General features: G+C 65.8%; 18 protein-coding genes and 2 pseudogenes. 8 read left to right on the top strand and 12 right to left on the bottom strand.

Annotated elements, in window-relative coordinates; genetic code table 11:
- The 3 genes from BR31_RS0113405 to BR31_RS0113395 all read right to left on the bottom strand — a co-directional run bounded on the left by BR31_RS0113405 (window position 1) and on the right by BR31_RS0113395 (window position 3,661).
- The gene (locus tag BR31_RS0113405) at window positions 1–1,401 is read right to left on the bottom strand and encodes a wax ester/triacylglycerol synthase family O-acyltransferase (RefSeq protein ID WP_027501419.1); all 1,401 of its coding nucleotides are present in this window, start codon (window positions 1,399–1,401) and stop codon (window positions 1–3) included.
- A 285-nt stretch (window positions 1,402–1,686) separates the two neighbouring features.
- A complete protein-coding gene (locus tag BR31_RS0113400) occupies window positions 1,687–2,574 on the bottom strand; it encodes a beta-ketoacyl-[acyl-carrier-protein] synthase family protein (protein WP_027501418.1) in 888 nt (295 codons plus the stop codon).
- Window positions 2,558–3,661: a 3-oxoacyl-ACP synthase III family protein gene (locus tag BR31_RS0113395; RefSeq protein WP_027501417.1), complete on the bottom strand. Its 1,104-nt coding sequence runs from the start codon at window positions 3,659–3,661 to the stop codon at window positions 2,558–2,560. The genes BR31_RS0113400 and BR31_RS0113395 overlap by 17 nt, the downstream gene beginning before the upstream one ends.
- A gap of 293 nt (window positions 3,662–3,954) precedes the next feature.
- Between BR31_RS0113395 and BR31_RS0113390 the strand changes: the two genes are divergently transcribed.
- The 5 genes from BR31_RS0113390 to BR31_RS0113375 all read left to right on the top strand — a co-directional run bounded on the left by BR31_RS0113390 (window position 3,955) and on the right by BR31_RS0113375 (window position 8,921).
- On the top strand, window positions 3,955–5,106 hold the full coding sequence (locus BR31_RS0113390) for a serine hydrolase domain-containing protein (protein ID WP_037176590.1): 1,152 nt from the start codon (window positions 3,955–3,957) through the stop codon (window positions 5,104–5,106).
- Between the two features lie 201 nt (window positions 5,107–5,307).
- Window positions 5,308–5,850, top strand: a complete 543-nt coding sequence (locus BR31_RS0113385) for a flavodoxin family protein (protein ID WP_027501415.1) — start codon at window positions 5,308–5,310, stop codon at window positions 5,848–5,850.
- Between the two features lie 31 nt (window positions 5,851–5,881).
- Complete coding sequence (locus BR31_RS0113380; RefSeq protein ID WP_027501414.1) at window positions 5,882–7,486, top strand: MBL fold metallo-hydrolase; 1,605 nt, start codon at window positions 5,882–5,884, stop codon at window positions 7,484–7,486.
- 332 nt (window positions 7,487–7,818) lie between these two features.
- A complete protein-coding gene (locus BR31_RS31090; RefSeq protein ID WP_081830468.1) occupies window positions 7,819–8,289 on the top strand; it encodes a hypothetical protein in 471 nt (156 codons plus the stop codon).
- A gap of 209 nt (window positions 8,290–8,498) precedes the next feature.
- Window positions 8,499–8,921 (top strand): Hsp20/alpha crystallin family protein, encoded by a 423-nt coding sequence (locus BR31_RS0113375; protein WP_027501413.1) that lies wholly within the window; start codon window positions 8,499–8,501, stop codon window positions 8,919–8,921.
- 2 nt (window positions 8,922–8,923) lie between these two features.
- Here BR31_RS0113375 and BR31_RS28540 read toward each other — a convergent pair whose 3' ends face one another.
- The 4 genes and pseudogenes from BR31_RS28540 to BR31_RS0113360 all read right to left on the bottom strand — a co-directional run bounded on the left by BR31_RS28540 (window position 8,924) and on the right by BR31_RS0113360 (window position 13,991).
- On the bottom strand, window positions 8,924–11,419 hold the full coding sequence (locus BR31_RS28540; RefSeq protein WP_442970213.1) for a glycoside hydrolase family 65 protein: 2,496 nt from the start codon (window positions 11,417–11,419) through the stop codon (window positions 8,924–8,926).
- A 114-nt stretch (window positions 11,420–11,533) separates the two neighbouring features.
- A pseudogene (locus tag BR31_RS32225) lies at window positions 11,534–12,142 on the bottom strand (HAD family hydrolase); the annotation flags it as partial.
- 24 nt (window positions 12,143–12,166) lie between these two features.
- Window positions 12,167–13,072: a universal stress protein gene (locus BR31_RS0113365; RefSeq protein ID WP_027501412.1), complete on the bottom strand. Its 906-nt coding sequence runs from the start codon at window positions 13,070–13,072 to the stop codon at window positions 12,167–12,169.
- A gap of 43 nt (window positions 13,073–13,115) precedes the next feature.
- Window positions 13,116–13,991 (bottom strand): universal stress protein, encoded by an 876-nt coding sequence (locus BR31_RS0113360; RefSeq protein WP_027501411.1) that lies wholly within the window; start codon window positions 13,989–13,991, stop codon window positions 13,116–13,118.
- Window positions 13,992–14,236: 245 nt separating this feature from the next.
- Between BR31_RS0113360 and BR31_RS0113355 the strand changes: the two genes are divergently transcribed.
- Window positions 14,237–15,211, top strand: a complete 975-nt coding sequence (locus tag BR31_RS0113355) for an Acg family FMN-binding oxidoreductase (protein ID WP_027501410.1) — start codon at window positions 14,237–14,239, stop codon at window positions 15,209–15,211.
- Between the two features lie 17 nt (window positions 15,212–15,228).
- Here the strand turns inward: BR31_RS0113355 and BR31_RS0113350 are convergent, their stop codons facing one another.
- Window positions 15,229–15,702 carry a GNAT family N-acetyltransferase gene (locus BR31_RS0113350; RefSeq protein WP_027501409.1) on the bottom strand — a complete coding sequence of 158 codons (474 nt, stop codon included), beginning with the start codon at window positions 15,700–15,702 and terminating at the stop codon, window positions 15,229–15,231.
- Window positions 15,703–15,901: 199 nt separating this feature from the next.
- On the opposite strand from BR31_RS0113350, the gene BR31_RS0113345 reads away from it, so the two are divergent.
- Window positions 15,902–16,540, top strand: coding sequence for a response regulator (locus BR31_RS0113345; protein ID WP_027501408.1), 639 nt, complete (start codon window positions 15,902–15,904; stop codon window positions 16,538–16,540).
- 52 nt (window positions 16,541–16,592) lie between these two features.
- The gene (locus BR31_RS0113340; RefSeq protein WP_027501407.1) at window positions 16,593–18,326 is read left to right on the top strand and encodes a sensor histidine kinase; all 1,734 of its coding nucleotides are present in this window, start codon (window positions 16,593–16,595) and stop codon (window positions 18,324–18,326) included.
- A 152-nt stretch (window positions 18,327–18,478) separates the two neighbouring features.
- Here the strand turns inward: BR31_RS0113340 and BR31_RS0113335 are convergent, their stop codons facing one another.
- The 4 genes and pseudogenes from BR31_RS0113335 to BR31_RS0113320 all read right to left on the bottom strand — a co-directional run bounded on the left by BR31_RS0113335 (window position 18,479) and on the right by BR31_RS0113320 (window position 21,769).
- Window positions 18,479–19,369 carry a universal stress protein gene (locus tag BR31_RS0113335; RefSeq protein WP_027501406.1) on the bottom strand — a complete coding sequence of 297 codons (891 nt, stop codon included), beginning with the start codon at window positions 19,367–19,369 and terminating at the stop codon, window positions 18,479–18,481.
- Window positions 19,370–19,472: 103 nt separating this feature from the next.
- Window positions 19,473–19,553: pseudogene (locus tag BR31_RS31085) on the bottom strand (PhnA domain-containing protein); the annotation flags it as partial.
- A 74-nt stretch (window positions 19,554–19,627) separates the two neighbouring features.
- On the bottom strand, window positions 19,628–20,449 hold the full coding sequence (locus BR31_RS0113325) for an alpha/beta fold hydrolase (protein WP_027501405.1): 822 nt from the start codon (window positions 20,447–20,449) through the stop codon (window positions 19,628–19,630).
- A 156-nt stretch (window positions 20,450–20,605) separates the two neighbouring features.
- Window positions 20,606–21,769: a steroid 3-ketoacyl-CoA thiolase gene (locus tag BR31_RS0113320; protein ID WP_027501314.1), complete on the bottom strand. Its 1,164-nt coding sequence runs from the start codon at window positions 21,767–21,769 to the stop codon at window positions 20,606–20,608.
- Between the last annotated feature and the right edge of the window lie 2 nt (window positions 21,770–21,771).

Raw genomic sequence — 21,771 nt, 5'->3', positions numbered from 1 at the left:
TTACTGCGCCTTCGGTTCCGACGAGCCGGACGCGGTGAGAAGGGACTTCACCGCGTGCTCGATCGTCCTGGCCAGGTCGCCGAGGTCGGCAGTGGTGTCGTAGTCGCCGGTGAGCCCGAAGGTGAAGTGGTCGTGGTAGCTGAGTATCGCTATGCCGATACGCAGGCGCACAGCGATGGGCACGTAGGGGAAGATCTCGAAGATCCTTCGCCCCAGGACGTGCCGGACCTCGCGTGGTCCGGGAATGTTCGTGGCGACGGCGACGACACTGCGCTGCGGATAGCGAAGAGCCAGTCGAACAGCCCACGCCATCGGCATGAACGGGCCGTACTGCGCCAAGGACGTGAACGCCTTGCCTCCCTCCGCCTCGCCCTGGTTCTTGTGTGCGGCAAGCCGTTCATGCACCGCGGCGAGTCGTTCGATGTCATCTTCGATGTCGACTGGAAGGAACGGCAGCATCAGGGAGACCTGGTTGTGTGTCGAGTCGCGATCGCGTCCGGAGCGCACCGACACCGGTACGAGGGTTCGTGCCGCATGGGCGTCGGGCCGCTCGCCTCGTTGCAGGAGGACAGTGCGTAGTCCGCTCGCGATTGCCGAGAGGGCGACGTCGTTGACGGTGACGCCGTAGACCTCGCAGATCTCGCGGATATCCGCCATCGTGGCTCGGGCCCCGCAGTACCGCCGCTGCCGGCCGATCGGACCGCTCAGGGAGGTGGTGGACGAGGTCGTCACCATCTCCGCCAGCAGCCGAGCGAGTCCGCCGACTGTGCCGACGGCCGCCGCTGCCATTCGCTGGGGGGCGCTCACCACGGTGGACAGCAGCCGAAGCTGACGACGCGGAGACATCAGGGCCTCGGCGGACTCCACGAGTCCCGGAGCCCGCGCCCGCAGCGGCGTCTGCTCGGACTCCGGTGTCATCCGTGGGTCCGGCTCGTCACACATGGCGTCGAACAGCTTCGCCCCGGTGATCCCGTCTGCCAGGCAGTGGTGCAGCTTGGCGAGGATCGCCCACCTGCCGCGGACGAGGCCCTCGACAACCCAGCATTCCCACAGCGGATGGTCGCGGTCCAGTCGGTGTGCCATCACCCGCCCCACGAAGCCGAACAGTTCCTCGTCCCCTCCGGGCTCGGGGAGCGCGACGCGCCGCAAATGCCGGTCGAGGTCGAAGCTCAGATCATCCGCCCAGGAGGGTGCGCCCACATCCAAGGGGGCGGTGTGCAGTTTCTGCTTCGCGTGCGGAAGATTCAACAGACGGACGGCGACGGCCTCGCGGAACTCGTTCTGGTCGGGAGCCGGGCCATCGATGATCGCTAGCGCCCCGATGTTGAGGCTGGCGTGTCGATCAGAATCCTCCGTTTCGAGAAAGCCCGCGTCGAGGAAGCTGAGGTTGTCGGATGCCATCGCTGTCTCACCTCGGCTTCGGGCGGTGGTGGTGCGGATTCGGCTGATCCAGGAAGAGCACTTCCGACAGTGGTCGTCGTGGAGTGGTCGATGCAGGTTCTGGTCGGGAGCTCGTACCAACTCTGATCAGTACCTGGGGTAGTTGACTGCTGTGCAGCGACGGCGCCCTGCATGCGAGTGCGACAGCCGATTCGACTGTCCGTCGGGTCGGGATCGTCAAGCGTTCCATCGCGTGCCTCGGGTCATCCATCAGGGTTCGAGCGTCGGTTGTCAGGTCGACTGCGGCTACGTTGCGTTGACCGGTGGCTCCTCGTAGAGGGCGGCTCCTGCTGTCACACCAGCCCCCGCCGCGACGATCAGCGTGCGTGTGCCGGCCGCCCTGTGGTGGCGGCCGTGGTCGAGAGCACCGACCAGCGCGGCGGTGTGCATGCGGACGTCGTCGGCGACGCCGATCCGGGTCTCGGGAATTCCGAGTCGGGCCGCGAGTGCTGTTCGGTAGCCCGGGCGGGCCGGTGCGGCCACGATTGCGTCGACTTCTTCGAGACCGCGTACGGCACGCGCGAGGCACGAGGTGACGGCCGCAGCGGATGCGGACGCGTAGCGCTCGTCCAGCGAGTCGGACTGGTTGATGTGGAGGATGTTCCGGTTGTGACCCTGACCGACCGTCGCCCGGAGCGACTCGCCGTCGTCGGGTTCGTTCACCCAGTGCACCGGGCCGAGCCCGTGGCCTCCGTGGGTCCAGCTGCACAACACCGCTCCCCCGGTGGCGGAGAACGGAAAATGTTCGCTCATGCCGTGACCGGGGTCGGCGTCGCTGGCGACGACGAGAGCACATCGGATCGCATGCGAGCGCAGGAAGCCGTCGACGATCTGAAGGCCCGTCAGCACTCCGCAGGTGCCGTTCGCGAGGTCGAACGAGAACGTGCCGTGGGAATCGCTGTGCGGGTCCTCCGGATGTGCGCCGATGTCTTCCTGGATCATCGCCGCCAGTGCGGGCTCACCGAGATTCCGATCCCGATACAAGCCCGTGTTGATGATCAGGTCGAGGTCGTTCGCACTGCGACCGGCGTGCTCCAGGCAGGACTTCGCCGCGGCGACGGCAAGATGGAGCGCGCTGTGCCGTGATCGCCACCCACCGTGGACGATCTCCAGTCGATCAATGACGGTGCCCATAACTTGTCACCAACTCCTCGTCGATCTCCACCAGGACGATCCCGATCTCCAACCCGGACGCGAGGGCGATCAATGCGACCGTCTCCCCCGGCCGGATCCGGCCCGCCTCGAGTTCTTCGACCAGGGCGACGGTGTGGGTCGTGGAGGCGGTGTTCCCGTATTTGTCGACGGTGATGACGGCATCGTGCCGGGGTGAGTCACCGAACGATGCCGTGACCTCGGCCATCCCCTTGCGGATCGCCCGGGCAGACGTCTGGTGGGTGATCACGTGGTCGATGTCGTGAATGGACAGGCCGAGGGTGTCGAGGACCTCGTGCAGCAACAGCGGGGTGTCCGCGATCGCGGCCTTCTGAATCCCTCGGGAGTTGGTGAACATGCGTGCGCCGGGATCGTCACCCTTCGGGTACGCGACGCACAGCCGGCTGTAGTCGGCAACCGTTGTGAACCCGGCGAGCCGGATTCCGGCAGACCCGACAGGTGCTCGCTCCAGGACCAGTGCGGCACCCGCGTCGCCCAGGGTCAGCGATGCCAACTCCTTGCTCATGATGTTGTGGATGTGGTTGGCCGCGTTCTGGCCGAGTTGGGAGATGTACTCACCGCTGACGACCAGGGCCCGGTCGATCAGGCCCTGCCGAATCCAGTTGTTGGCCACGGTGACCCCGGTCAGCATTCCGGCGCAAGCGTTCGCAAGGTCGAAGGTCATCGCCGCATCGGCGCCGACGGCACGCGCAACCGCGCCGCTCATGGTCGGTTCGAGCCACTGGGTCAGTCCGTCCCGGAATTTGGTGATACTGCAGCTGATCACGACGTCGATCGACGCTGCGGGCCGCTCGGCATGCTGCAGTGCGTCGTGCGCTGCAGCGGTCGCGAGTGTGTAGGAGTCCTCGTCTCCGACCGAGACCCGACGTTCGTGGATCCCGGTCAGTCGTTCGAGATCGATGTGCGTCGTGTGGCGGGTCGTCGCCATCAGATCCTCGGTTGTCAGCCGGGTTGCCGGCAGATGCCGACCCGCGCCGGCCACCCGGGCGCGGAAAGGAGACCGCGCATCCGGGTCCGCGGTCTCCATCACGAGCCAATGCTTGACCATCGAACTGACACCTCCGCCCACCAATGATTTCGCAGCGCGGGTGTACGGACTAGAGCATTTCGGCCCCTCTCCAGGTTCCTCGCGGCCGTGCCCGGGCGGCGACTCGGGTTCGCCGACGGCGGTAAATCGGGAATCCTCCGGGGGTATCCCGGCGTTGTATGCAGAGGTAGGGGACGTGTGAGGACGGCCCCGAAGAGCGAAAAGCGGACACCGTGACGCACGCGCACGAAGGGTCGGACAACAACGGATCTGGACGCCCAGACCCGCGCGGCGGGCAGCAGCCGCCGACAGCGATGGTGGTGGCCCCGCCCTTCAGGCCGTTGGCGGACAGATTCTTCGGACTGTTCAACCGGACGCCCGACGGTGGTGGCGCGCTGGCGGTGTACCTGCGCGGTGAACCGGTCGTCGACATCTGGTCTGGCTGGTCCACTCCCACCACGCGCTGGCGGGCGAGCACCGTCTCGGTGTCGTTCTCGACCGGGAAAGGCGTCGCGAGCACTGTCCTCCACCGTCTCGCCGACCGTGGGCTGATCGACTACGACGCGGCGATTGCCGAGTACTGGCCTGAATTCGCGAGCGCTGGCAAGGACTCCATCACGGTTCGTGAACTGCTGAGCCACCGGGCCGGACTCCATCGTGTGCGTGGTCTGGTACCGGGCGGCTTGGCGCTTCTGGATCACGACGGGGTGGTGACCGCGCTTGCTGCGGCCGTTCCCGACCGACGGCGCGGTGTCATGCCCGGATATCACGCGGTGACCTTTGGATCGCTCGTCGCTGAACTCACCGCCCGGGTCACCGGAATGTCGTTCACCGACCTGGTCCGCACCGAGATCGCAGACCCCCTCGGCATTCCCGAGTTCTGGTTCCAGGTGCCCGACGAAGAACGCCGCCGCATCGCGAAGACCTTTCCGAGGATCACTCCCTTCGGGATCCCCTGGGGCGTGGCATCCTCCGTCCTGTCGCGAACCCCGGGGCTGCACAACCTCGCCGCCGCAGGCATGCCGGAGGGGTTCGACGAACTCGTCCGGAACCCGGTCATCCACGACCACGTCATGCCCGGCTGGAACGGTGTCTTCAGCGCCCGCGGCCTGGCTCGCATGTACGGGGCGATGGCCAACGGGGGCGTCGTGGACGGCACCCGATTCCTGAGCGAGGACGGCCTCGCGCAGATCGGTGAGGTGCAGACCACGGCCCGGGATTACGTGCTCGGAATCCGGATGAACTGGCGGCTCGGTTACCACGCCGCGTTCGTCGCGAGCCGAACCCAGTCACCGTACGCCTTTGGCCACTACGGTCTCGGTGGCTCCGGGGCCTTCGCCGACCCCGCGACGGGTCTGTCGGTGGCATTCGTGACCAACCGGATGGGCAACACCCTCACCCCCCTCGCCGACCTGCGGTTGGCCAAACTGGGCGCGGAGGCCGAGTCGATCGCGCGGCGACTGTAGCCAGGACTCCTCGTCGCACAACCATCTGACGGACCCTGGTCGAACGCCAGGCCAGCGGGTTCTACTGGTCGGCCACGTGACTTTGTGCCTTGTTCGGGCCCCGCCGGTCGATGGAACACTGAGGGATGAAACCTGAGCCGGAGGGTCCGCTCATTCCGTGGTGCGGTTGTCCGACGAGTGCTCAGCACAGGAGGAACCGTGATGCGCACACTCGTGGTCCACGAGTCGATGTTCGGGAACACTCATCGCGTGGCCGAAGCGATCGCCCGGGGTATCGCACCGTTCGGTGAGGTGACGACCCTCCCGGTGTCGCAGGTAGGTGACGCGGACCTGTCTGGATACGACCTGGTGATCGTCGGGGGTCCGACACATGTGCACGGGATGAGTCGCGAGTCGACACGACGTAGTGCACAGGAGGCAGCCGGCCAATCCGACAGCACGGTGACTCTGGAACCGAATGCGGCGAGCGAGGGCATCAGGGAATGGCTCGCGTCACTTCCACCCACACATGGCATGGCAGTCGCGTTCGACACTCGAATAGATGCACCCGCGCTGCTGACCGGGAGGGCATCGAAGGGAATCGGGAAGAAGCTTCGGCACCTTGGATTCGATCTGATCGCGGAGTCGGAGAGTTTCCTCGTGGACAAGGAGTCATGCCTCGAGGACGGCGAAGAGATTCGAGCCGAGCGGTGGGGGCACTCGCTCGCACAGCAGTGGGGACACTCGCGCAGGCAGCCGCGGTGACGCTCTGTCCATTTCGAAGAAGGAGGTCAGCATGGCGACGAGCGTGAACCTCACCTTTCACGGGGCCGCGAGGACGGTAACCGGCTCGTGCATGGAGCTTGTATCGGAGGGCAGGCGCATCCTGGTGGACTGCGGCCTGTTCCAGGGATCGCGCAGCCTCGAGACGCTGAACTACGGCGCCTTTGCCTTCGCGCCGGACATGATTGACGCAGTTGTCCTCACCCATGCACATATCGACCACTGCGGCCTGTTGCCCAAACTGGTGGCGCAGGGCTTCGAAGGGCCGATATTCTGCACTGCCCAGACCGCGGAACTCTTGGAATACATGCTCGCCGACGCCGGACGAATCCAGGAATTCGAGACGCAACGACGAAACCAACGGCGCGATCGAGCCGGCGAACCGCCATTCACGCCGATCTACACCGAGGACGATGCGCTCATGGCGTGGAGACAGGCCCGCCGGGTTCCACTGGAGGACTGGTTCGAACCTGCGCCGGGGTTCCGTGCGCGACTGTGGAATGCGGGACACATTCTGGGTGCGACATCGGCGGAGATCGACGCCGGAGGCGTTCGCCTGCTCTGTTCCGGTGACCTCGGGCCTCAGAACAAGGCGTTCTACGCCGATCCTGAGGGGCCGTCGGGGCTGGACCATGTCATTTGCGAATCGACATACGGCAGCAGAACCCGGGGGCAGCTGACGATCGCCCAGCGGCGCGATCTGCTAGAAGGAGAGATCAACACGGCCCTCTCCCGCGGGGGCAACCTGGTGATCCCCGCCTTTGCTCTGGAACGAACGCAGGAACTGTTGCTCGACATTGCGTATCTCGCCGACGAGGACCGCATCCCCCACGTGCCCGTCTTTGTCGACTCGCCGCTGGCCAACCGCGCAACCAGAGTTTTCGCCAGACACGCAACCGAACTCGAGGATCTCGGCGGCAAGGACATCTTCCACCATCCCGCGATCCACTACGTAGAGGATGCGGCCGCATCGATGCGGATCAACGACAAGTCGGGTGTCATCATCATCGCCGCCTCGGGCATGTGCGAGGCGGGACGCGTCCGCCATCACCTCGAGCACAATCTGCACCGCTCGGATTCGACGATACTGATCGTGGGCTTTCAGGCCCAAGGCTCGTTGGGGCGTGTGATCCTCGAAGGCGCAAAGCGAGTTCGAATTTCGGGCACCGACATCTATGTGCGAGCCCATGTTCGGCGGATCGACAGCTATTCGGCCCATGCAGACCAGGGCGAACTGAAGGACTGGATCAAGAAGCGGAAGCCCATCTCGGGCAGCCTGTTCTTGACCCACGGTGAGCCGGGGGCAGTCGCGGCACTGTCGGAACTTTTGGCGGGCGACGACCCTTCGCTTTCCGTCGTCACACCGGCGATCGGAGAAAGCTACCAGTTGCAGTCCGGCACCCCGGCAAAGCTGATGGGTACCACCCGTTCGGATGCGGCGCAACTGGTCGGCCGCGACTGGCAGAACGACTATGCGGATCTTGCGGTGAGCCTCAAGCACCGACTAACTCGGATCTCGAACCCCGAGAACCGGCGGAAGGCAATCGCAGACATGCGCAAAGTGCTCGAGAAGTATGCCGATCCGCACGAAACCCGGCAGAAGCGTGTTCGCGGCTGAGCCAAGGCACCCTGGCGAATCCGCCCCGCCGGGGTCGTCCCTCGCTCTGCAACTAGGGCCGCGAGGTCAGGGAGCGATGGGATCAGTCGAATCCGATAAGCGAGCGGAGTTGCCAGCCCGACGTGCAAGCTCACGACACCAGATAGGGAGACGCGATGGAGCCACGAGATTCTTCGCCGAACAATCCCATCCATGGCACTGATGGAGACTCGGAACTGCGGCCCCTACCGCTGTGGGTGGCGATGCCACGTCTTGTCGGCTGCGCAGCGCGGACGGTGACCATCCTCGCCCACCGTCGACTCCACCAACCGACACGTCATGTGGGGAAGAGCATGACTTTTGCCGACGGCACCACCGGAGTTGTCTATAGGGAAACCGTCGTAGACGGTGCACCTCCTACTGAGCCTGTGGTCCTTGTTGTGACCTTTCAACTGCGAGGTGTGCGTGGTCGTGGACACGCCCTGTTTCGGGCGGAAAGCCTGCTCAACACGCCGCTTTTCGTGGGCTTTCCTGGGTTCGTCTCGAAGTTGTGGCTCACCGCTGATGAGGAGGACCGATACCGCGGGTTCTATCAGTGGGACGGGGAGAGGCCCGCTCGGGACTATGTCTGCGCATTGTGGTGGGTTCTCGCGTTGGTGAGCTGTCTCGATTCAATTCGATATCGCGTGGTGCCGGACGCATGCCGTGACAACGTCCTCGCGGACGCTGCGCCGAAAGGAAACGCTGCATCGGAGGACACCACGCATCCGACCGATGCAGCGTGGTGGCGGCTGGTGTCTTTCCGTGATGAACGACGCTCATGACACTGATCCCGGACGACCAAACCCGAGAGATCCAGCAGCAGAGTCGTGTCGGCGCTCAGTCAGCGAGAAAACGCGGGGCGCTGTTCGGCGGTTGACTCATCCCCGCCCTCGCTGAAGTGATGACAAATGACCCTGCCTCGGGCCCTCGCACGCGACTGGAATGGACCCAGCGGACGTGGAATGACCGCGACCCCAATAGAGGAGGAATCATGGGATCCGTCCCAGCTCGCAGCTACTCCGTCTTCCCCGAGCTCGCTGACTTCTTCGCCGGCTTTCCGCTGTCGCGGATGCCCACCGCAATGGGTGGCCACATGATTCGCGTCGAGGACAAAGTCGAGAACGATCGGTACCTTCTGCGTGCCGAGCTGCCCGGCCTTGATCCCAAGCGTGACATCAAAGTCGCGATTCACGACGGGCGGCTCTCCATCGAGGCCGAGCGCACAGAGGAAAGCAATGCCGGCGGCCGCTCGGAGTTCAGCTACGGCTCGTTCTCGCGCACCGTCAGCCTTCCCGCGGGGGCGCGAGAAGACGATGTCGAGGCCACCTATTCCAAGGGGATCCTTACGGTGTCGGTCGGCGTGTTGCCGCCGCCCGAAGGACCTCGGGAGATCGAGGTCAAGGACGAGGACTGAGCTCACGCGGGACCCGAGATCGTCGCGCCGGCCGGGAGGGTGTGGACCCTGTCGTGGATCGCGACCCGGACCGGCGCCGCGGCGCTCGGATGCGTGGAGACCGTGACGGCGGTGTGGTCGCACCGAATGTGCATCCAGTGGTCGCGGTAGTGGATATCGAATGTGAGAGCACGCAGCTCGGTCGGTAGCTGGGGGTGCAGCCACAACACGCCCTCCCGAACGTCGATCCCCGAATAGCAGCGCTGCAGGATGTCGATGCTGCCCGCCATCGCGCCCAGATGTATCCCCTCTCGCGTGTCCGCGACCGGCCGCTCACCGAGATCGCAGGCAAGCGCCTCGCCCAACATCTGCCAGGACTGTCGACGATTCCTTCGAGACAACACCCAGGAGTGGGCAATTCTGCTCAGCGCCGATCCGTGTGTCGTGCGTTGGAGGTAGTGGTCGATGGTCGCGGGAATCACCGAGGGATCGAAGGCATACCCGAGCATTTCGATCAGCGATGTGAGTTCCTCTGCACTGAACAGGTAGAGCAGCATCAGGACATCGGCTTGTTTGGACACCCGGTATCGGGTCGTCGAATCGCTCTCCGCCTCGAGGATCAGGTCGAGCCTTCCGATATCCCGGTATCGCCTCCGGTAGTCGTCCAGCGGCAGCTCCGCGAGCCGGCCGTATCCCTCGAACTGACTGAGCACACCGTTGTCGAGGAACTCGACCCGCAGCCGCCGCGCCATGTGATCCCAGAGCCGGAGCTCGTCACCACCGACACCCAGCTTGTCCCAGGTTCGACGATCGGCATCCGGCCCCAGGATGCGATATGCATCGAGCGCGCGGGCGAGCGACCACGCCACCATCACATTGACGTAGGCGCTGTTGTCGATGCCGCCACCCGGACTGTCCGGATATCCGTCGTGGAACTCGTCCGGTCCCATCACCCCGCGGACGTCGTACCGGTCGTCCTTGGCATCGTATGTCGCCAGGCTTGCCCAGAACCGCGCGTTCTCCACGAGGAGCTCCGCGCCGAAGGCGGTGAGGAAACCGAGGTCGCCGGTGGTCTCCCAGTAGTGCCAGGCGTTGTAGGCGATCGCGAGGTTGATGTGGAACTGTCGTCGTGAGTTGTCGGGCATCCATCGGCCGGAAATCGGGTTCAGCAGTGCCAACGGTGTCTCCTCGCGTCCGTCGCTGCCGCTCTGCCAGGGGAAGAGTGCCCCCGCGTATCCGAGAGCCCGGGCGTGTTGTCGAGCGACGGGCAGTCGCCGGAAGCGGTAGAGCAGGAGTGCGCGCGTCAGTTCCGGAAGCCTCAGGGTGAGGAACGGGAAGACGAACAGTTCGTCCCAGAAGATGTGGCCGCGGTAGGCCTCGCCGGCCAACCCCCTCGCAGGAACGCCCACATCCATGTCTGCCGTGTGCGGCGAAAGGGCCTGCAGCACGTGGAATACGTCGACATTCGCTGCCTGCTGAGTCCCATGATCCGCGTCCGGCGTCATCTCGCATCGTGCCCAGAGGTTGCTCCAGGCGGCGGCGCTTGCCGCGAGCAGGTCGTCGAACGACCCGGCCGAGGCCGCCGCTTCTACAGCCGCGGCGAGCGGCTCCGATATCGCTCGGTCCCTCGACGTGTAGATGGCTACGGCCTTGTAGACCGTGATTCTCGCAGCGCACTCTGTCGAGAAGGTCTGTTCGAGATGGATCCCACGGTGCGAAGCATCGATCCGCTGGTTGTCCGAGCCGGGGTTCCCGTCGTTGATCGACAGTGTGGTTCTGCACGCTTCTACGACTCGAATGCGTGACTGTGAGGTTTCAGCGCTGAGCCACACGATGTTCGGGGAGGAGACGCCCGATTCGATCGAGTCCAGGTGGCGACCGTTGAGGGGGCGAAACTCTGCGACATTGGTGTTCTCGACGTCGCCGTCGATTCCCGACCGCACCGTGAGAGCGCCTGACCAGTTCTCCGCGATGAGGGTCGTTTCCAGCGCGGCGAGGTGGGGTGTCGCCATGGATACGAGGCGCCGCTGCCTGATCCGTGTTCGCCGGCCGTCGGGATCTCGGAAGACGCTCTCTCGCATCAGTAGTCCCCGACGCAGATCTATGCTGACGTGGTGATGATCCATCGCCGTGTGCTCGGGCGTCAGCCAGGGGCCGTCGTCGATTCGGAATACCACCGGCAGCCAGTTGGGAACGTTGACGATGCTCTCGTCCTCGCGTTCGATGCGTCCGATCCGCGACGTCACGCGGTTGTAGCACCCGGCGACGTACGTGCCCGGGCAATGCACCGCATCGACCCTCGCCTCCGGCAAGGCACCCCTGGTCGCGAGGTATCCATTGCCCAGCGCAAACAGCGACTCTCGTGCTCCCTGTACGTCCGGTTCGAAACCGACATGCTCGAGCAACCACGCTCGGGAGATGCCCTGCGCGCACAGTTGGCACGACGAGTCGGGAGACGATCCAGCGCGCACCGTTTCTCCAATGCTCCAGTCGAGTTCGTCGAGTCCGCCTACGACCATGTGCGCACCACTGGCCGCCAAGGTCGAGGCCCTTCCCGGTGGAGCGATCCCGATGACGAGGCCGAAGCCGCCCCTGTGGGCGGCGGTCACCCCGGACTCGGCGTCCTCGATCACGACCGTTCGGGCGGGGGCCGTCTCCAACCTCCTCGCGGCTTCCAGGAACAGTGCGGGATCGGGCTTCCCGGGCAACTGCAGGCGCACAGCATCGACACCGTCGACCCGGACATCGACTTCGTCGAGCAGACCCGCTCGGGACAGCACTTCCGCCGCATTTCGACTGGCACTGACAACAGCGACGCCGACACCCACGCTGTGGAGGCTTTGTAGGAACTCGACTGCCGGTGTGAAGGTGCGCACTCCGCCGGACCGGAGCAAGTCGCGGAACAACTCGTCCTTTCTCTCAGCCAGTGCGCGAACGCTCTGTGGTTGGGCCGCACCGGGATCCGGTTCGTCCGGGAGGGAGATCGACCGAGCGGCGAGGAATGAGCGGACACCGTCGGACCGGCTCTTTCCATCGACGTACGCCAGATAGTCCGATATTTCGAACGGCGGTTGTGCCGGGTGATTCTGTGCGAGGAACTCGTCGAAAGCGGCCTTCCACGCACGGTGGTGGAGGGCAGCTGTGTCTGTGACGACGCCGTCCAGGTCGAACAACACCGCCCGGTAGGAGCATCCGCCGATGATCACCCCCGAATCGGGCTCGACTCGCCACTCCGATGCCATTCCTGTCACCCGGAAGTAGGCAGGTCACTCGGGCGCTCGGACGACCATGAGCGGGCAATCGACGAGATGCAGCAGGGCCCTGCTCGTCGAACCCAGCAGCATCCCTTTGAACCCACCTCGGCCGCGACTGCCGACCACCAGCAGCTGCGCATCGGCCGAGATGGCCGCCAGCTCCCGGACTGGTCTGTCCTGCACGACTACTCGGCGAATACCCACCTCGGGAAACTGTTCCTTCCAACCGGCCATCTGTTCGGCGAGCACCACGTGTTCCTCGGCTTCGACCGCGGACCAGTTGGCCGGTAGGCACGTCTCGCGGTCGCCGAATGCGGTCGACGACAGGTCCACGTCGGTCCACGCGTGGACCGCGGTGATCTCGGCGCTCCGCAGGGACGCCTCCTCCATCGCTGCCGCTATCGCCGGTTCACTCGTCGGTGTCCCGTCGACTCCGACGATCACCGGTCCATCCATTGCAGGCTCGCCGGGCTCCGGAAGTCCCTTGACGACGACAACCGGGCACGGGGCGTGGGCGGCAACCGCCGAACTGACCGATCCCACGATTCCACCGGTGAGTTCGCCGAGCCCACGCGAACCGACGACGAGCATCCGTGCGTCCTGCGCGAGGTCGAGCAACAGAGGCGCGGGGCGGCCGCCGAGCAGCGCGGTTTGCACCGTCACCTCACCTAGGCGCTCGCTCTCGGAATGTGCCAGCTTCGTGGCATCGCGGAGAAGTCGTCCCCCCGCGACCTCCTGCTCCGCGATGTAGATCTCCGCGGAGGATGCCGACCTGAAAACGTCGTACGGCTTCGCGTAGATGGCGACGAGCAACAGTGGGCTGTGCCGCAGCGCGGCGTCCACTGCTGCCCACCGCACTGCGTTGTGAGACCCGGCCGAACCATCGACCCCGACCAGAATGGGTTGTGCAGTGGTCATCGAGCAACCTCCTCCAGTGGAGCCGTTGGTCCGACCTCGGATCTCAGGCCCGCACGATCAACAGGGGACATGAGACCGAGTGCAGTAGCGCCCGGCTGGTCGAACCCAGGATCATGCTCGTGAAGCCCCCTCGTCCCCGACTACCGACGACGACGAGCTGAGCACGCCGGGAGTACTCGAGCAGTGACTTGACCGCCTCGTGCCTTACGACGATCGAGTGCACGTGCACGTCCGGATAGTCATCGGCATATCCCGCCAGGCTTTCCGACAGGGTCGCCGCCTCACGGGCCTGGATCGGCTCCCAGTCCAGGGCGTCGTCGGAATACCGCGGCGGCAGGGTGAGGTCTGACCAGGCGTGAACAGCAAAGAGATCGCAATTGCGCAGGGAGGCCTCGAGGTACGCCTCCGCGATGGCGGGTTCGCTGTTGCGGGTGCCGTCTACGCCGACGACGACCGGTCGGCGCGTGACCCCCTCCACTTCGGCCAGCGCCTTGACCACCGTCACCGGGCATCGGGCGTGTCCGACGACGGCGGAACTCACCGAGCCAAGGAGTCCACCAGTGAACTCGCCGAGACCTCGCGATCCGACAACCAGCATTCTCGCGGTCTCCGACTCCGCGAGTAGCGTGACGGTGGCGGGACCGGTGAACAATTCGGTGTCGATGCTCAGACCCTCACCGGCAGCGCGCCTTGCGTGCTCGACCGCGGCGCTCAGTCGTTGCTTCGCCGCCGTTTCCTGCTCGTCGTAGAACTCCGGCGGCATCCCGATCGGCACTGCGTAGGCGCCAGGGACATATATCGTCGTCACGATCTTCAGGGGTGTGCCGCGCGCGACGGCGCACTCGGCCGCCCACCACACCGCGTCGGTGGCTGACTGTGAGCCGTCGACTCCGACCACGACGGGCGAATGAGCCTTCATGTCCCCTCCTCGGCTGTCGCAGGCGACGCACGGTTGGCGTTCTCCCTCATCGTTCTCGCCTGGCACGGTGCTCGACAAGGGTCTTAGGTCATTGCCGACGACCGCGCTCGCGGTCACCGTGACGGCGCCGGCGAATGATGACCATCGGCCCTTCGAAGGCGACGGAATCGTGAGGAGACTCGTACTCAGAAGGTGTCGCCGACACACCCCTACCCACCTCGACCGGCGCGGAGGCAACAGCGAAAATGACCGTCCCCGACGCAAACGTGATCCAGATAGCCGTCGACCTGGCTTGTCGCGCGCCATCCCTGCACAACAGCCAACCCTGGCGCTGGCGCTACTCGAACGGTCGATTGGAACTCTTCGGCGACCGGTCGCGCCTGATCGGCGAAGCAGACCCCGTGGGCCGTCAGCTCGCGATCAGTTGCGGCGCCGCGCTGCATCACCTCGAGATTGCGATGACTTCGCTTCGGTGGCGAAGTGAGGTGACGATCCTCCCCTTGCGGGTGCCGACCGGACCCATCGCGTCGCTTCGGTTCCACCGTGATGCGCACCCGCAATCTCACGATTTCGACCTCCTCACAGCCATTCGGCGGCGGCGCAGCGACCGAAGGCCCTTCGCTCCCCCGCCGTGTGCATACTCTGATGAGTTGGATCGCTTCCGGGGGCTGGCAGCGAAGTACGACGTGCACCTCGACTCGCTCGGTCCACAGGACCGGAGCGCCCTGGTCGCGGCCACCCAGGCGAGCGCGGCGGCCAGGCGGTACGACGCCGCGTACCACGCAGAGCTCTATTGGTGGGCCGGGCACGATCGGTCGGCCGAGGGAATTCCGCCGGGTGCCCTGGCCACCGCATCCGAGAGCTCCGATGTCGCCGTCGGGCGTCCGTTCCCGACGCCGTTGAGAGGCGATTCGACGCGGCCACGAGGACCCGACCAGTCGAGCGTCCTTGTGCTGAGCACACGCGCCGACACGCAAGCTGATTGGCTTGCCAGCGGGAGGGCGTTCTCTGCTGTCGTACTCGATGCCACCGTGCGTCAGCTCGCAACCTGCCCCCTGACCCATCTCACGGAGGTGAGGCAGAGCCGTGAACTCATCCGGAGCTTGGTGCCGGGAGCGGGTATGCCTCAGATCCTGGTCCGTGTCGGGCAAGGGGGCGCCCCCGCTTCCGTTCCGGAAACCCCACGTCGTCCCCTGTTCGAAGTTCTCAGCATCGAGTGATCGAATTATCGGTTCAATCAGGTCGTCGCACCGGATTCGGGGGACCTGATCTCTATGTGCACTGCTGACCCTTCCCTGCGTCGAGTTGTCGGCAGCCCGGTCTCCGCGATCACGCGGAGCATGGTCTGGTTCACCGCCAGTACCTCGGCAATGAATGTTCGGACGCCGTGACGCTCCGCGAGGCAGATGAGCCGTGCCAGCAGTTCGGACCCCACGCCGTGAAGCTGGTGGTCGTGCTCGACCACCATGGCCAGTTCAGCGGTCGAAGGATCGTCCAGAACGACGAAGTTCGCCGCGCCGATCAGTGCGCCGGACTCGAACGCGCCGACACCGCCATGGCCCCGGTCGTGCTGGGTGGCCCGCTCGGCCACCACGTTCAACTGTGTGGGCCGCGTGGCGAAGAACCGTAGATACGAGTCGCGGGCGTCAAGCGATTCATAGAGCGCCTGAACATCGGACGCATCGTGCGGCCCCAGCTCCCTGATCGTCACCGAGGGCCTGCATCGCGCCGGTAGCGGACTCGGGCGCGGATCCGACATGGTGTCTCCTCTTCGGTTCGAAGATCAGACTAGTTCGCTGTCCGCTCCTGGAAAGGGACCTTGGTCCTCGGATTCGGTGACCTCTCGACGAGTCCGCGGAGCATCCGTTGTCGTACGGTGGAGGAACGTCGCCGCTGACGGGAGGTGCCGCATGATCACCGTGTTTCTGGTGGACGACCATGAGGTCGTGCGCAAGGGGTTGTGCGACCTATTGGAGGTGGACCCCGACCTGAAGGTGGTGGGAGAGGCCGCCACCTACGCGCAGGCACATATGTTGATTCCCACGGTCAGCCCTGACGTCGCTGTGCTCGACGTGCGACTGCCCGACGGCAACGGAATAGAGCTGTGCCGGGAACTGATGTGCCGGATGCCCGAGTTGCGCTGCTTGATCCTCACCTCATACACGGATGAGGAGGCGATGCTGGACGCGGTGCTGGCAGGCGCGCACGGGTACGTCATCAAGGACATCAGGGGAATGGAACTCGCAAAGGCGGTGCATGACGTCGGAACGGGTCGTTCGCTGCTCGACACGCGCGCGGCCGAAGCGTTGATGTCACGGCTGCGGTCGATGCACGAGGACCTCAATCCCCTGCCGGGTCTCACCGATCAGGAACAGGTCTTGTTGTCACTGATCGGCGAGGGTTTGACCAACCGGCAGATCGCTGCCCGCATGTTCCTCGCCGAGAAGACCGTGAAGAACTATGTCTCCCGATTGCTGACCAAACTGGGCATCGAGCGGCGCACCCAGGCCGCAGTGCTCGCCGCAAAGATGACACCCCGGCATGGGTGATTGAGCCGAGTACGCCTACCCGGCCGGGCGAAGTGGAAGAATCAGGCGGGTGATGCCTGGCACATCCGGCGCCGGCGGCGGACAGGGCCCTACGCGGCTGCCCGCCCTCTCGCAACTGCGTTTACGAGAACTCCTGACCGAAGTCCAGGACCGAATCGACCAGATCGTCGACGCGCGGGACCACATCGATGCACTGATGAATGCGATGCTGTCGGTCGCTTCGGGGCTGGACCTCGAGGAAACTCTCCGCTCCATCGTGCACGCGGCTATCGGACTCGTGGATGCGCAGTACGGCGCGCTCGGCGTCCGCGGCGTCGATGATGACCTCACCGCCTTCATCTACGAGGGCATCGACGAGGCGACACACGCGCTGATCGGCGATCTGCCCCGTGGGCGCGGGGTCCTGGGGTTGCTCTTTCAGAAGCCGAAACCCATTCGGCTCGACGACCTCACGGCTCACCCCAGCTCGGTTGGCTTCCCGGAGCACCACCCGCCCATGAGGACGTTCTTGGGTGTGCCGATTCAGATCAGGGGGGCAGTATTCGGAAATCTGTACCTCACCGAGAAATCAGGCGGACAGAGCTTTACCGCGGATGACGAAGTCATCGTCGAGGCACTCGCCGCCGCCGCGGGAATCGCGATCGAGAACGCCCATCTCTACCAGGAATCGCGAATCAAACAGTCCTGGCTCGAAGCCACCAGGGAGATAGCAACTCAGCTGCTCGCCGGCGGCGCGCCCGTTGATGTGCTTCAGACGGTTGCGGATCGAGCACGAGCGCTCACCGCCTCCGACAGCGCCCTCCTCGCGGTTCCCGACGATCCGGACTTGGCCGCCGACGATGTCGATGTGTTGGTGGTCAGCGTGTCCAGTGGCGCGCTCTCCGATGCTGTCGTCGGTACCAAGATCCCACTCGAGGGATCGAGCTCGGGTGAGGCGTATCGGACCCGCAAGCCGTTCGTCGTCGACCGACTTGCCTTCGACCCAGGTTTCGAGGAGTCCGATCAGGTCGGACCGGCGATGGTGCTTCCCCTGCGGGCGCAGAATTCGGTCGCGGGGGTGCTCGTCCTCCTGCGTGCCGAGGGACAGGAGCAGTTTGATCCCGAGCAACTCTCGTTCATGACCGCATATGCGGACCAGGCGGCGGTCGCACTGCAACTGGCGAACACCCAGCGGCGGATGCGGGAACTCGATGTCGTGGCCGATCGGGATCGAATCGCCCGCGACCTGCACGATCACGTCATCCAGCGCCTGTTCGCGGTGGGGCTGTCCCTGCAGAGCACGCATCAACGAGCAAAGTCGTCGGAGGTTCGGCGGCGGCTGTCGGACTCCATCGACGACCTCCAGGAGATCGTGCAGGACATCCGAACGGCCATCTTCGATCTGCATTCGGGAGACGAGGGCGCCGGCAGACTCCGACGACGATTGCACGAGGTGATCGCCCAGACGACCGCGGATGCCGGACTGCGCATCACGATTCACATGTCCGGGCCGCTGTCGGTGGTCGACCCGAACCTTGCCGATCACGCTGAGGCGGTTCTGCGGGAAGCCCTGAGCAATGTGGTCCGGCACGCCTCCGCGACCGCAGTCGCCATCTCGGTGAGCGTCCTCGACGATCTCACCATCGAGGTGACGGACAACGGGATCGGTATCCCAGCCGACGCACGCCGCAGCGGCCTCAACAATCTTGCGTCTAGGGCGATCGACAGCAACGGATCCATCACCGTCGAGAGAGGTGCGTCCGGGGGGACCACTCTGCTGTGGTCGGCCCCACTCTCGAACCTCTGACCGAATCCCCCACAGGGTGACACATGCCGATCCGGAGGGACCCGGACTCAGCCGAGGGTCGCACGAGCCACAGGGCCGAGTTCTGGCAATCTGCGAGTGGTCCGACTGTCGTGCGTTTCGGTGTCCGAGATGTGCCGTCTCCGTCCGTTCGCTCACGAACGGACGATCATGAGGGGGCACTCCGCGGTGTGTAGCAGCGCGGTGCTGGTCGAGCCGATCAGCATGCCCGCGAAGCCGCCGCGGCCGTGGCTACCGACTACCAGCAGTTCCGCATCCGCCGCCCGGTCCCGCAGTTCCGCGGCCGATCTTCCTCGGACGACCGTCTGCGTCACGGACGTTTCGGGGTAGCGCTCTGTCCAGCCGGCGAGGCTCTCGGCGAGAACCGCTTGTTCGGCCGTCTCGACTTCATCCCACGGCAGGTCCAGCTGGTCGTCGAAGGCCCTTGGCAAGGTGAACGGCGACCACGTATGGACCGCCACCAGGCCGGTCGCGCGCAGCGAGGCCTCCTCGAACGCCGCCGCGAGTGCCGGCACGCTGTTCTCGGTGCCGTCCACCCCGACGACGACATCGCCGGTGCCGGAGGTCTGCCCGGCATGCCCGCGGATGACGACAACAGGGCTTTGGGCGTGCGCGGCGAGCGCGACGGCAACCGATCCGGCGAGCGCCGCGGTGATCTGGCCCAATCCACGGCTACCGACGACAACCATTCGGGCAGACTTCGACGCCTCGAGCAGGGCTGGTCTCGCCGGTCCGTCCAGCACTCTGGAGGTGATCTCGGTCGAGGACGTCGCGGTGCGGGTGGTGCGCGCGATCGCGACGGCCTCATCGAGGTGGGCGTGGACCGCGCGATCACGGTCGGCAAAATAGCTCTGTGGCAGGCGGATCCCGTTCTCGTGCGGGTTGAGGTCGCCGAGAGCGGAGACGATATGCAGCGCGCATCCGTGGCGTTGGGCTTCCCTGGCAGCCCAGCTGACGGCCGCGTAGGCCCGGGCGGACCCGTCAATCCCGACGACGACCGGGGCCTTCGGTTCGACAGCGTCCACAGCGGGTCCTCCACGATCTCGAGTTCCCTCATCGTCGCCCTACCCAGCGGAGCCGGGTAGGGCCGGAAGTCCTCGCCCGCTCGCTCGGGCGCTGCGTCACATGTCAGACCTTCTTGACGACGCTCGACTTGAGTTGCATGGGGCCGATGCGGTCCACTTTGCAATCGGTGTCGTGGTCACCGACTGCCTTGCCCGCCACCGGCTCCTGTGCGGACAACATGCCAGGCATCGGCCGGTCGCGTGGGGCGATCGACGCGGTCAGCGTGGGCCGGCGCTATCCGACAGGAAGTCGATGAGCAGCCGATTGACCTCATCGGGCCGTTCCAGGTAGCCGAAGTGCCCACAGCCTTCGATTTCCTCGTAGCGGGCGCCGGGGATGGCCGCGGCAACCTCTCGGCAGAACACCGCGGGTGTCATCCGATCGTCGGCGAATCCGACGATCAGGCTCGGGACGGTGATGCGGGCGTAGTCGGCGAGTCGATCGCGCGAACGGTCCATCCCGAGCTGAGCCCGGACACCGGGCGAGGCCTTGGCCGCGCTGGAGAACTCGAAGATGTCGAGCCACTCCTGCGCGCGTATCGGATCCTCGAGCGTGTGCGGCGAGAGGTTCAACATGGCCTTGACGGCAGCCGCATACAGCGGCGGAAGCTGCACGCCCTGATCGTGGAGGGCCTGCTCACCGAGATTAAGGGTGTGCGCCATCGGGTGCGGACGCCCGGTCGTACCGAACATGACCGCCTTGGCGACCAGGTCCGGCCGTGCCAGGGCGAGTTCCTGCACCACGCGCGCGCCCATCGACGTGCCAACCACCCGCGCAGGCCCGCGCCCGAGATGTTCGATGAGCGCGGCCGTATCGGCGACGAGATCATCAATGTGCATGTTGTCGGCACACTCGTCTGACGGCGCGATCCCCCGGTTGTCGAAGGTCGCGACCCGGAATCCCGCTTTCACCAGCGCGGGCACCTGGTAGGAGTTCCAGACACGCCCCGGGCTCCCGGTCCCCATCACCAGTACGACCAGAGGCCCCGTACCTGTGACGGTGTAGTTGAGTTGGATCCCATTGAGGGTGGCGATAGGCATGAGCCTCTTCCGGTGTCTGGCGCACGGTGTGACGGCGCGGTGAGAGACGACATCAACTCGCACGGAGACTGCGGTGCGACCGAGTGCCGAGGGCATCAGGGGTTCGAGGATGGCGCCGACTGTCGGAACCATCCGACAGTCGGCCCGGAGGTTGGATCAGATCCGCTCGATGATGGTGCCGGTGGCGAGCGCGCCGCCCGCGCACATCGAGATCAGCGCGGTCGAGGCGTCGCGGCGCTCGAGCTCGTGCAGGGCGGTGGTGATCAGGCGCGAACCGGTGCTGCCGACGGGATGGCCGAGCGCGAGCGCGCCGCCGTTGACGTTGACCTTGTCCATGTCCGGTCCGTGCACCTGGGCCCAGGACAGCGCGACGGAGGCGAAGGCCTCGTTGACCTCGAACAGGTCGAGGTCGCCGATCTTCATGCCGGCCTTCTCGAGCACCTTGGCGGTCGCCTGGACCGGGCCGTCGAGGTGGAACTCGGGCTCGGCGCCGACCAGCACCTGGGAGACGATCCGGGCGCGGGGCTTGAGGCCGAGGGCCTTGGCACGGTCGGAGTCCATCAGCAGCACCGCGGCGGCGCCGTCGGAGATCTGCGACGAGGTGCCCGCGGTGTGGATGCCGCCCTCGATGACCGGCTTGAGCTTGGCGAGGGACTCCGCGGTGGTGTCGCGCAGGCCCTGGTCGCGGGAGACGACCGTGGTCTCGGAGGTCGGCAGCTTGTCCTCGCCGATGACCGGCGCGGTCACGGGCAGCACCTCGCGGTCGAAGCGGCCCTCGGCCCACGCCTGCTTGGCCAGCGCCTGCGACCGGACGCCGAGCGCCTCGATGTCCTCGCGGGTCAGGCCGCGACGCTTCGCGATCCGCTCCGCCGCCTCGAACTGGGCGGGCAGGTCGATGTCCCACGACGCCGGGCGCCGCGGGCCGGCCTCGGTGCCGACGTTGGCGCCGAGCGGGACCTGGCTCATCTGCTCGACGCCGCAGGCGATGCCGACGTCGATGGCACCGGTCGCGATGAGTCCGGCGATCAGATGGTTGGCCTGCTGCGCGGAGCCGCACTGGCAGTCGATGGTGGTGGCGCCGACCTGCCACGGCAGACCCGCCGCCAGCCAGGCGGTGCGGGTGACGTTGTTGGACTGCGCGCCGGCCTGGGTGACGCAGCCGCCGATGACCTGCTCGACGATGGCGGGGTCGACGCCCGCCCGCTCGAGGATTCCGACCTGGACCGCACCGAGGGTCTCCGCCGCATGCAGGCCGGACAGCCATCCGCCTCGCTTGCCGATCGGGGTACGGACTGCCTCGACGATAACTGGTGTGCCCACGG

Origin of the sequence: Rhodococcus sp. UNC363MFTsu5.1 (assembly GCF_000686785.1) — a bacterium.
Lineage (GTDB): Bacteria > Actinomycetota > Actinomycetes > Mycobacteriales > Mycobacteriaceae > Rhodococcus_G > Rhodococcus_G maanshanensis.
Note: the sequence above shows the minus strand (reverse complement) of the source record. Positions and strands in the feature narration are given on the sequence as shown.

What these genes read in the sequence shown, in the direction of transcription:
- BR31_RS0113405 (WP_027501419.1), bottom strand. Translation starts at nt 1,401, where the DNA reads ATGGCATCCGACAACCTCAGCTTCCTCGACGCGGGCTTTCTCGAAACG.
- BR31_RS0113400 (WP_027501418.1), bottom strand. Translation starts at nt 2,574, where the DNA reads ATGGGCACCGTCATTGATCGACTGGAGATCGTCCACGGTGGGTGGCGA.
- BR31_RS0113395 (WP_027501417.1), bottom strand. Translation starts at nt 3,661, where the DNA reads ATGGTCAAGCATTGGCTCGTGATGGAGACCGCGGACCCGGATGCGCGG.
- BR31_RS0113390 (WP_037176590.1), top strand. Translation starts at nt 3,955, where the DNA reads ATGGTGGTGGCCCCGCCCTTCAGGCCGTTGGCGGACAGATTCTTCGGA.
- BR31_RS0113385 (WP_027501415.1), top strand. Translation starts at nt 5,308, where the DNA reads ATGCGCACACTCGTGGTCCACGAGTCGATGTTCGGGAACACTCATCGC.
- BR31_RS0113380 (WP_027501414.1), top strand. Translation starts at nt 5,882, where the DNA reads ATGGCGACGAGCGTGAACCTCACCTTTCACGGGGCCGCGAGGACGGTA.
- BR31_RS31090 (WP_081830468.1), top strand. Translation starts at nt 7,819, where the DNA reads ATGACTTTTGCCGACGGCACCACCGGAGTTGTCTATAGGGAAACCGTC.
- BR31_RS0113375 (WP_027501413.1), top strand. Translation starts at nt 8,499, where the DNA reads ATGGGATCCGTCCCAGCTCGCAGCTACTCCGTCTTCCCCGAGCTCGCT.
- BR31_RS28540 (WP_442970213.1), bottom strand. Translation starts at nt 11,419, where the DNA reads ATGGTCGTAGGCGGACTCGACGAACTCGACTGGAGCATTGGAGAAACG.
- BR31_RS0113365 (WP_027501412.1), bottom strand. Translation starts at nt 13,072, where the DNA reads ATGACCACTGCACAACCCATTCTGGTCGGGGTCGATGGTTCGGCCGGG.
- BR31_RS0113360 (WP_027501411.1), bottom strand. Translation starts at nt 13,991, where the DNA reads ATGAAGGCTCATTCGCCCGTCGTGGTCGGAGTCGACGGCTCACAGTCA.
- BR31_RS0113355 (WP_027501410.1), top strand. Translation starts at nt 14,237, where the DNA reads ATGACCGTCCCCGACGCAAACGTGATCCAGATAGCCGTCGACCTGGCT.
- BR31_RS0113345 (WP_027501408.1), top strand. Translation starts at nt 15,902, where the DNA reads ATGATCACCGTGTTTCTGGTGGACGACCATGAGGTCGTGCGCAAGGGG.
- BR31_RS0113340 (WP_027501407.1), top strand. Translation starts at nt 16,593, where the DNA reads ATGCCTGGCACATCCGGCGCCGGCGGCGGACAGGGCCCTACGCGGCTG.
- BR31_RS0113325 (WP_027501405.1), bottom strand. Translation starts at nt 20,449, where the DNA reads ATGCCTATCGCCACCCTCAATGGGATCCAACTCAACTACACCGTCACA.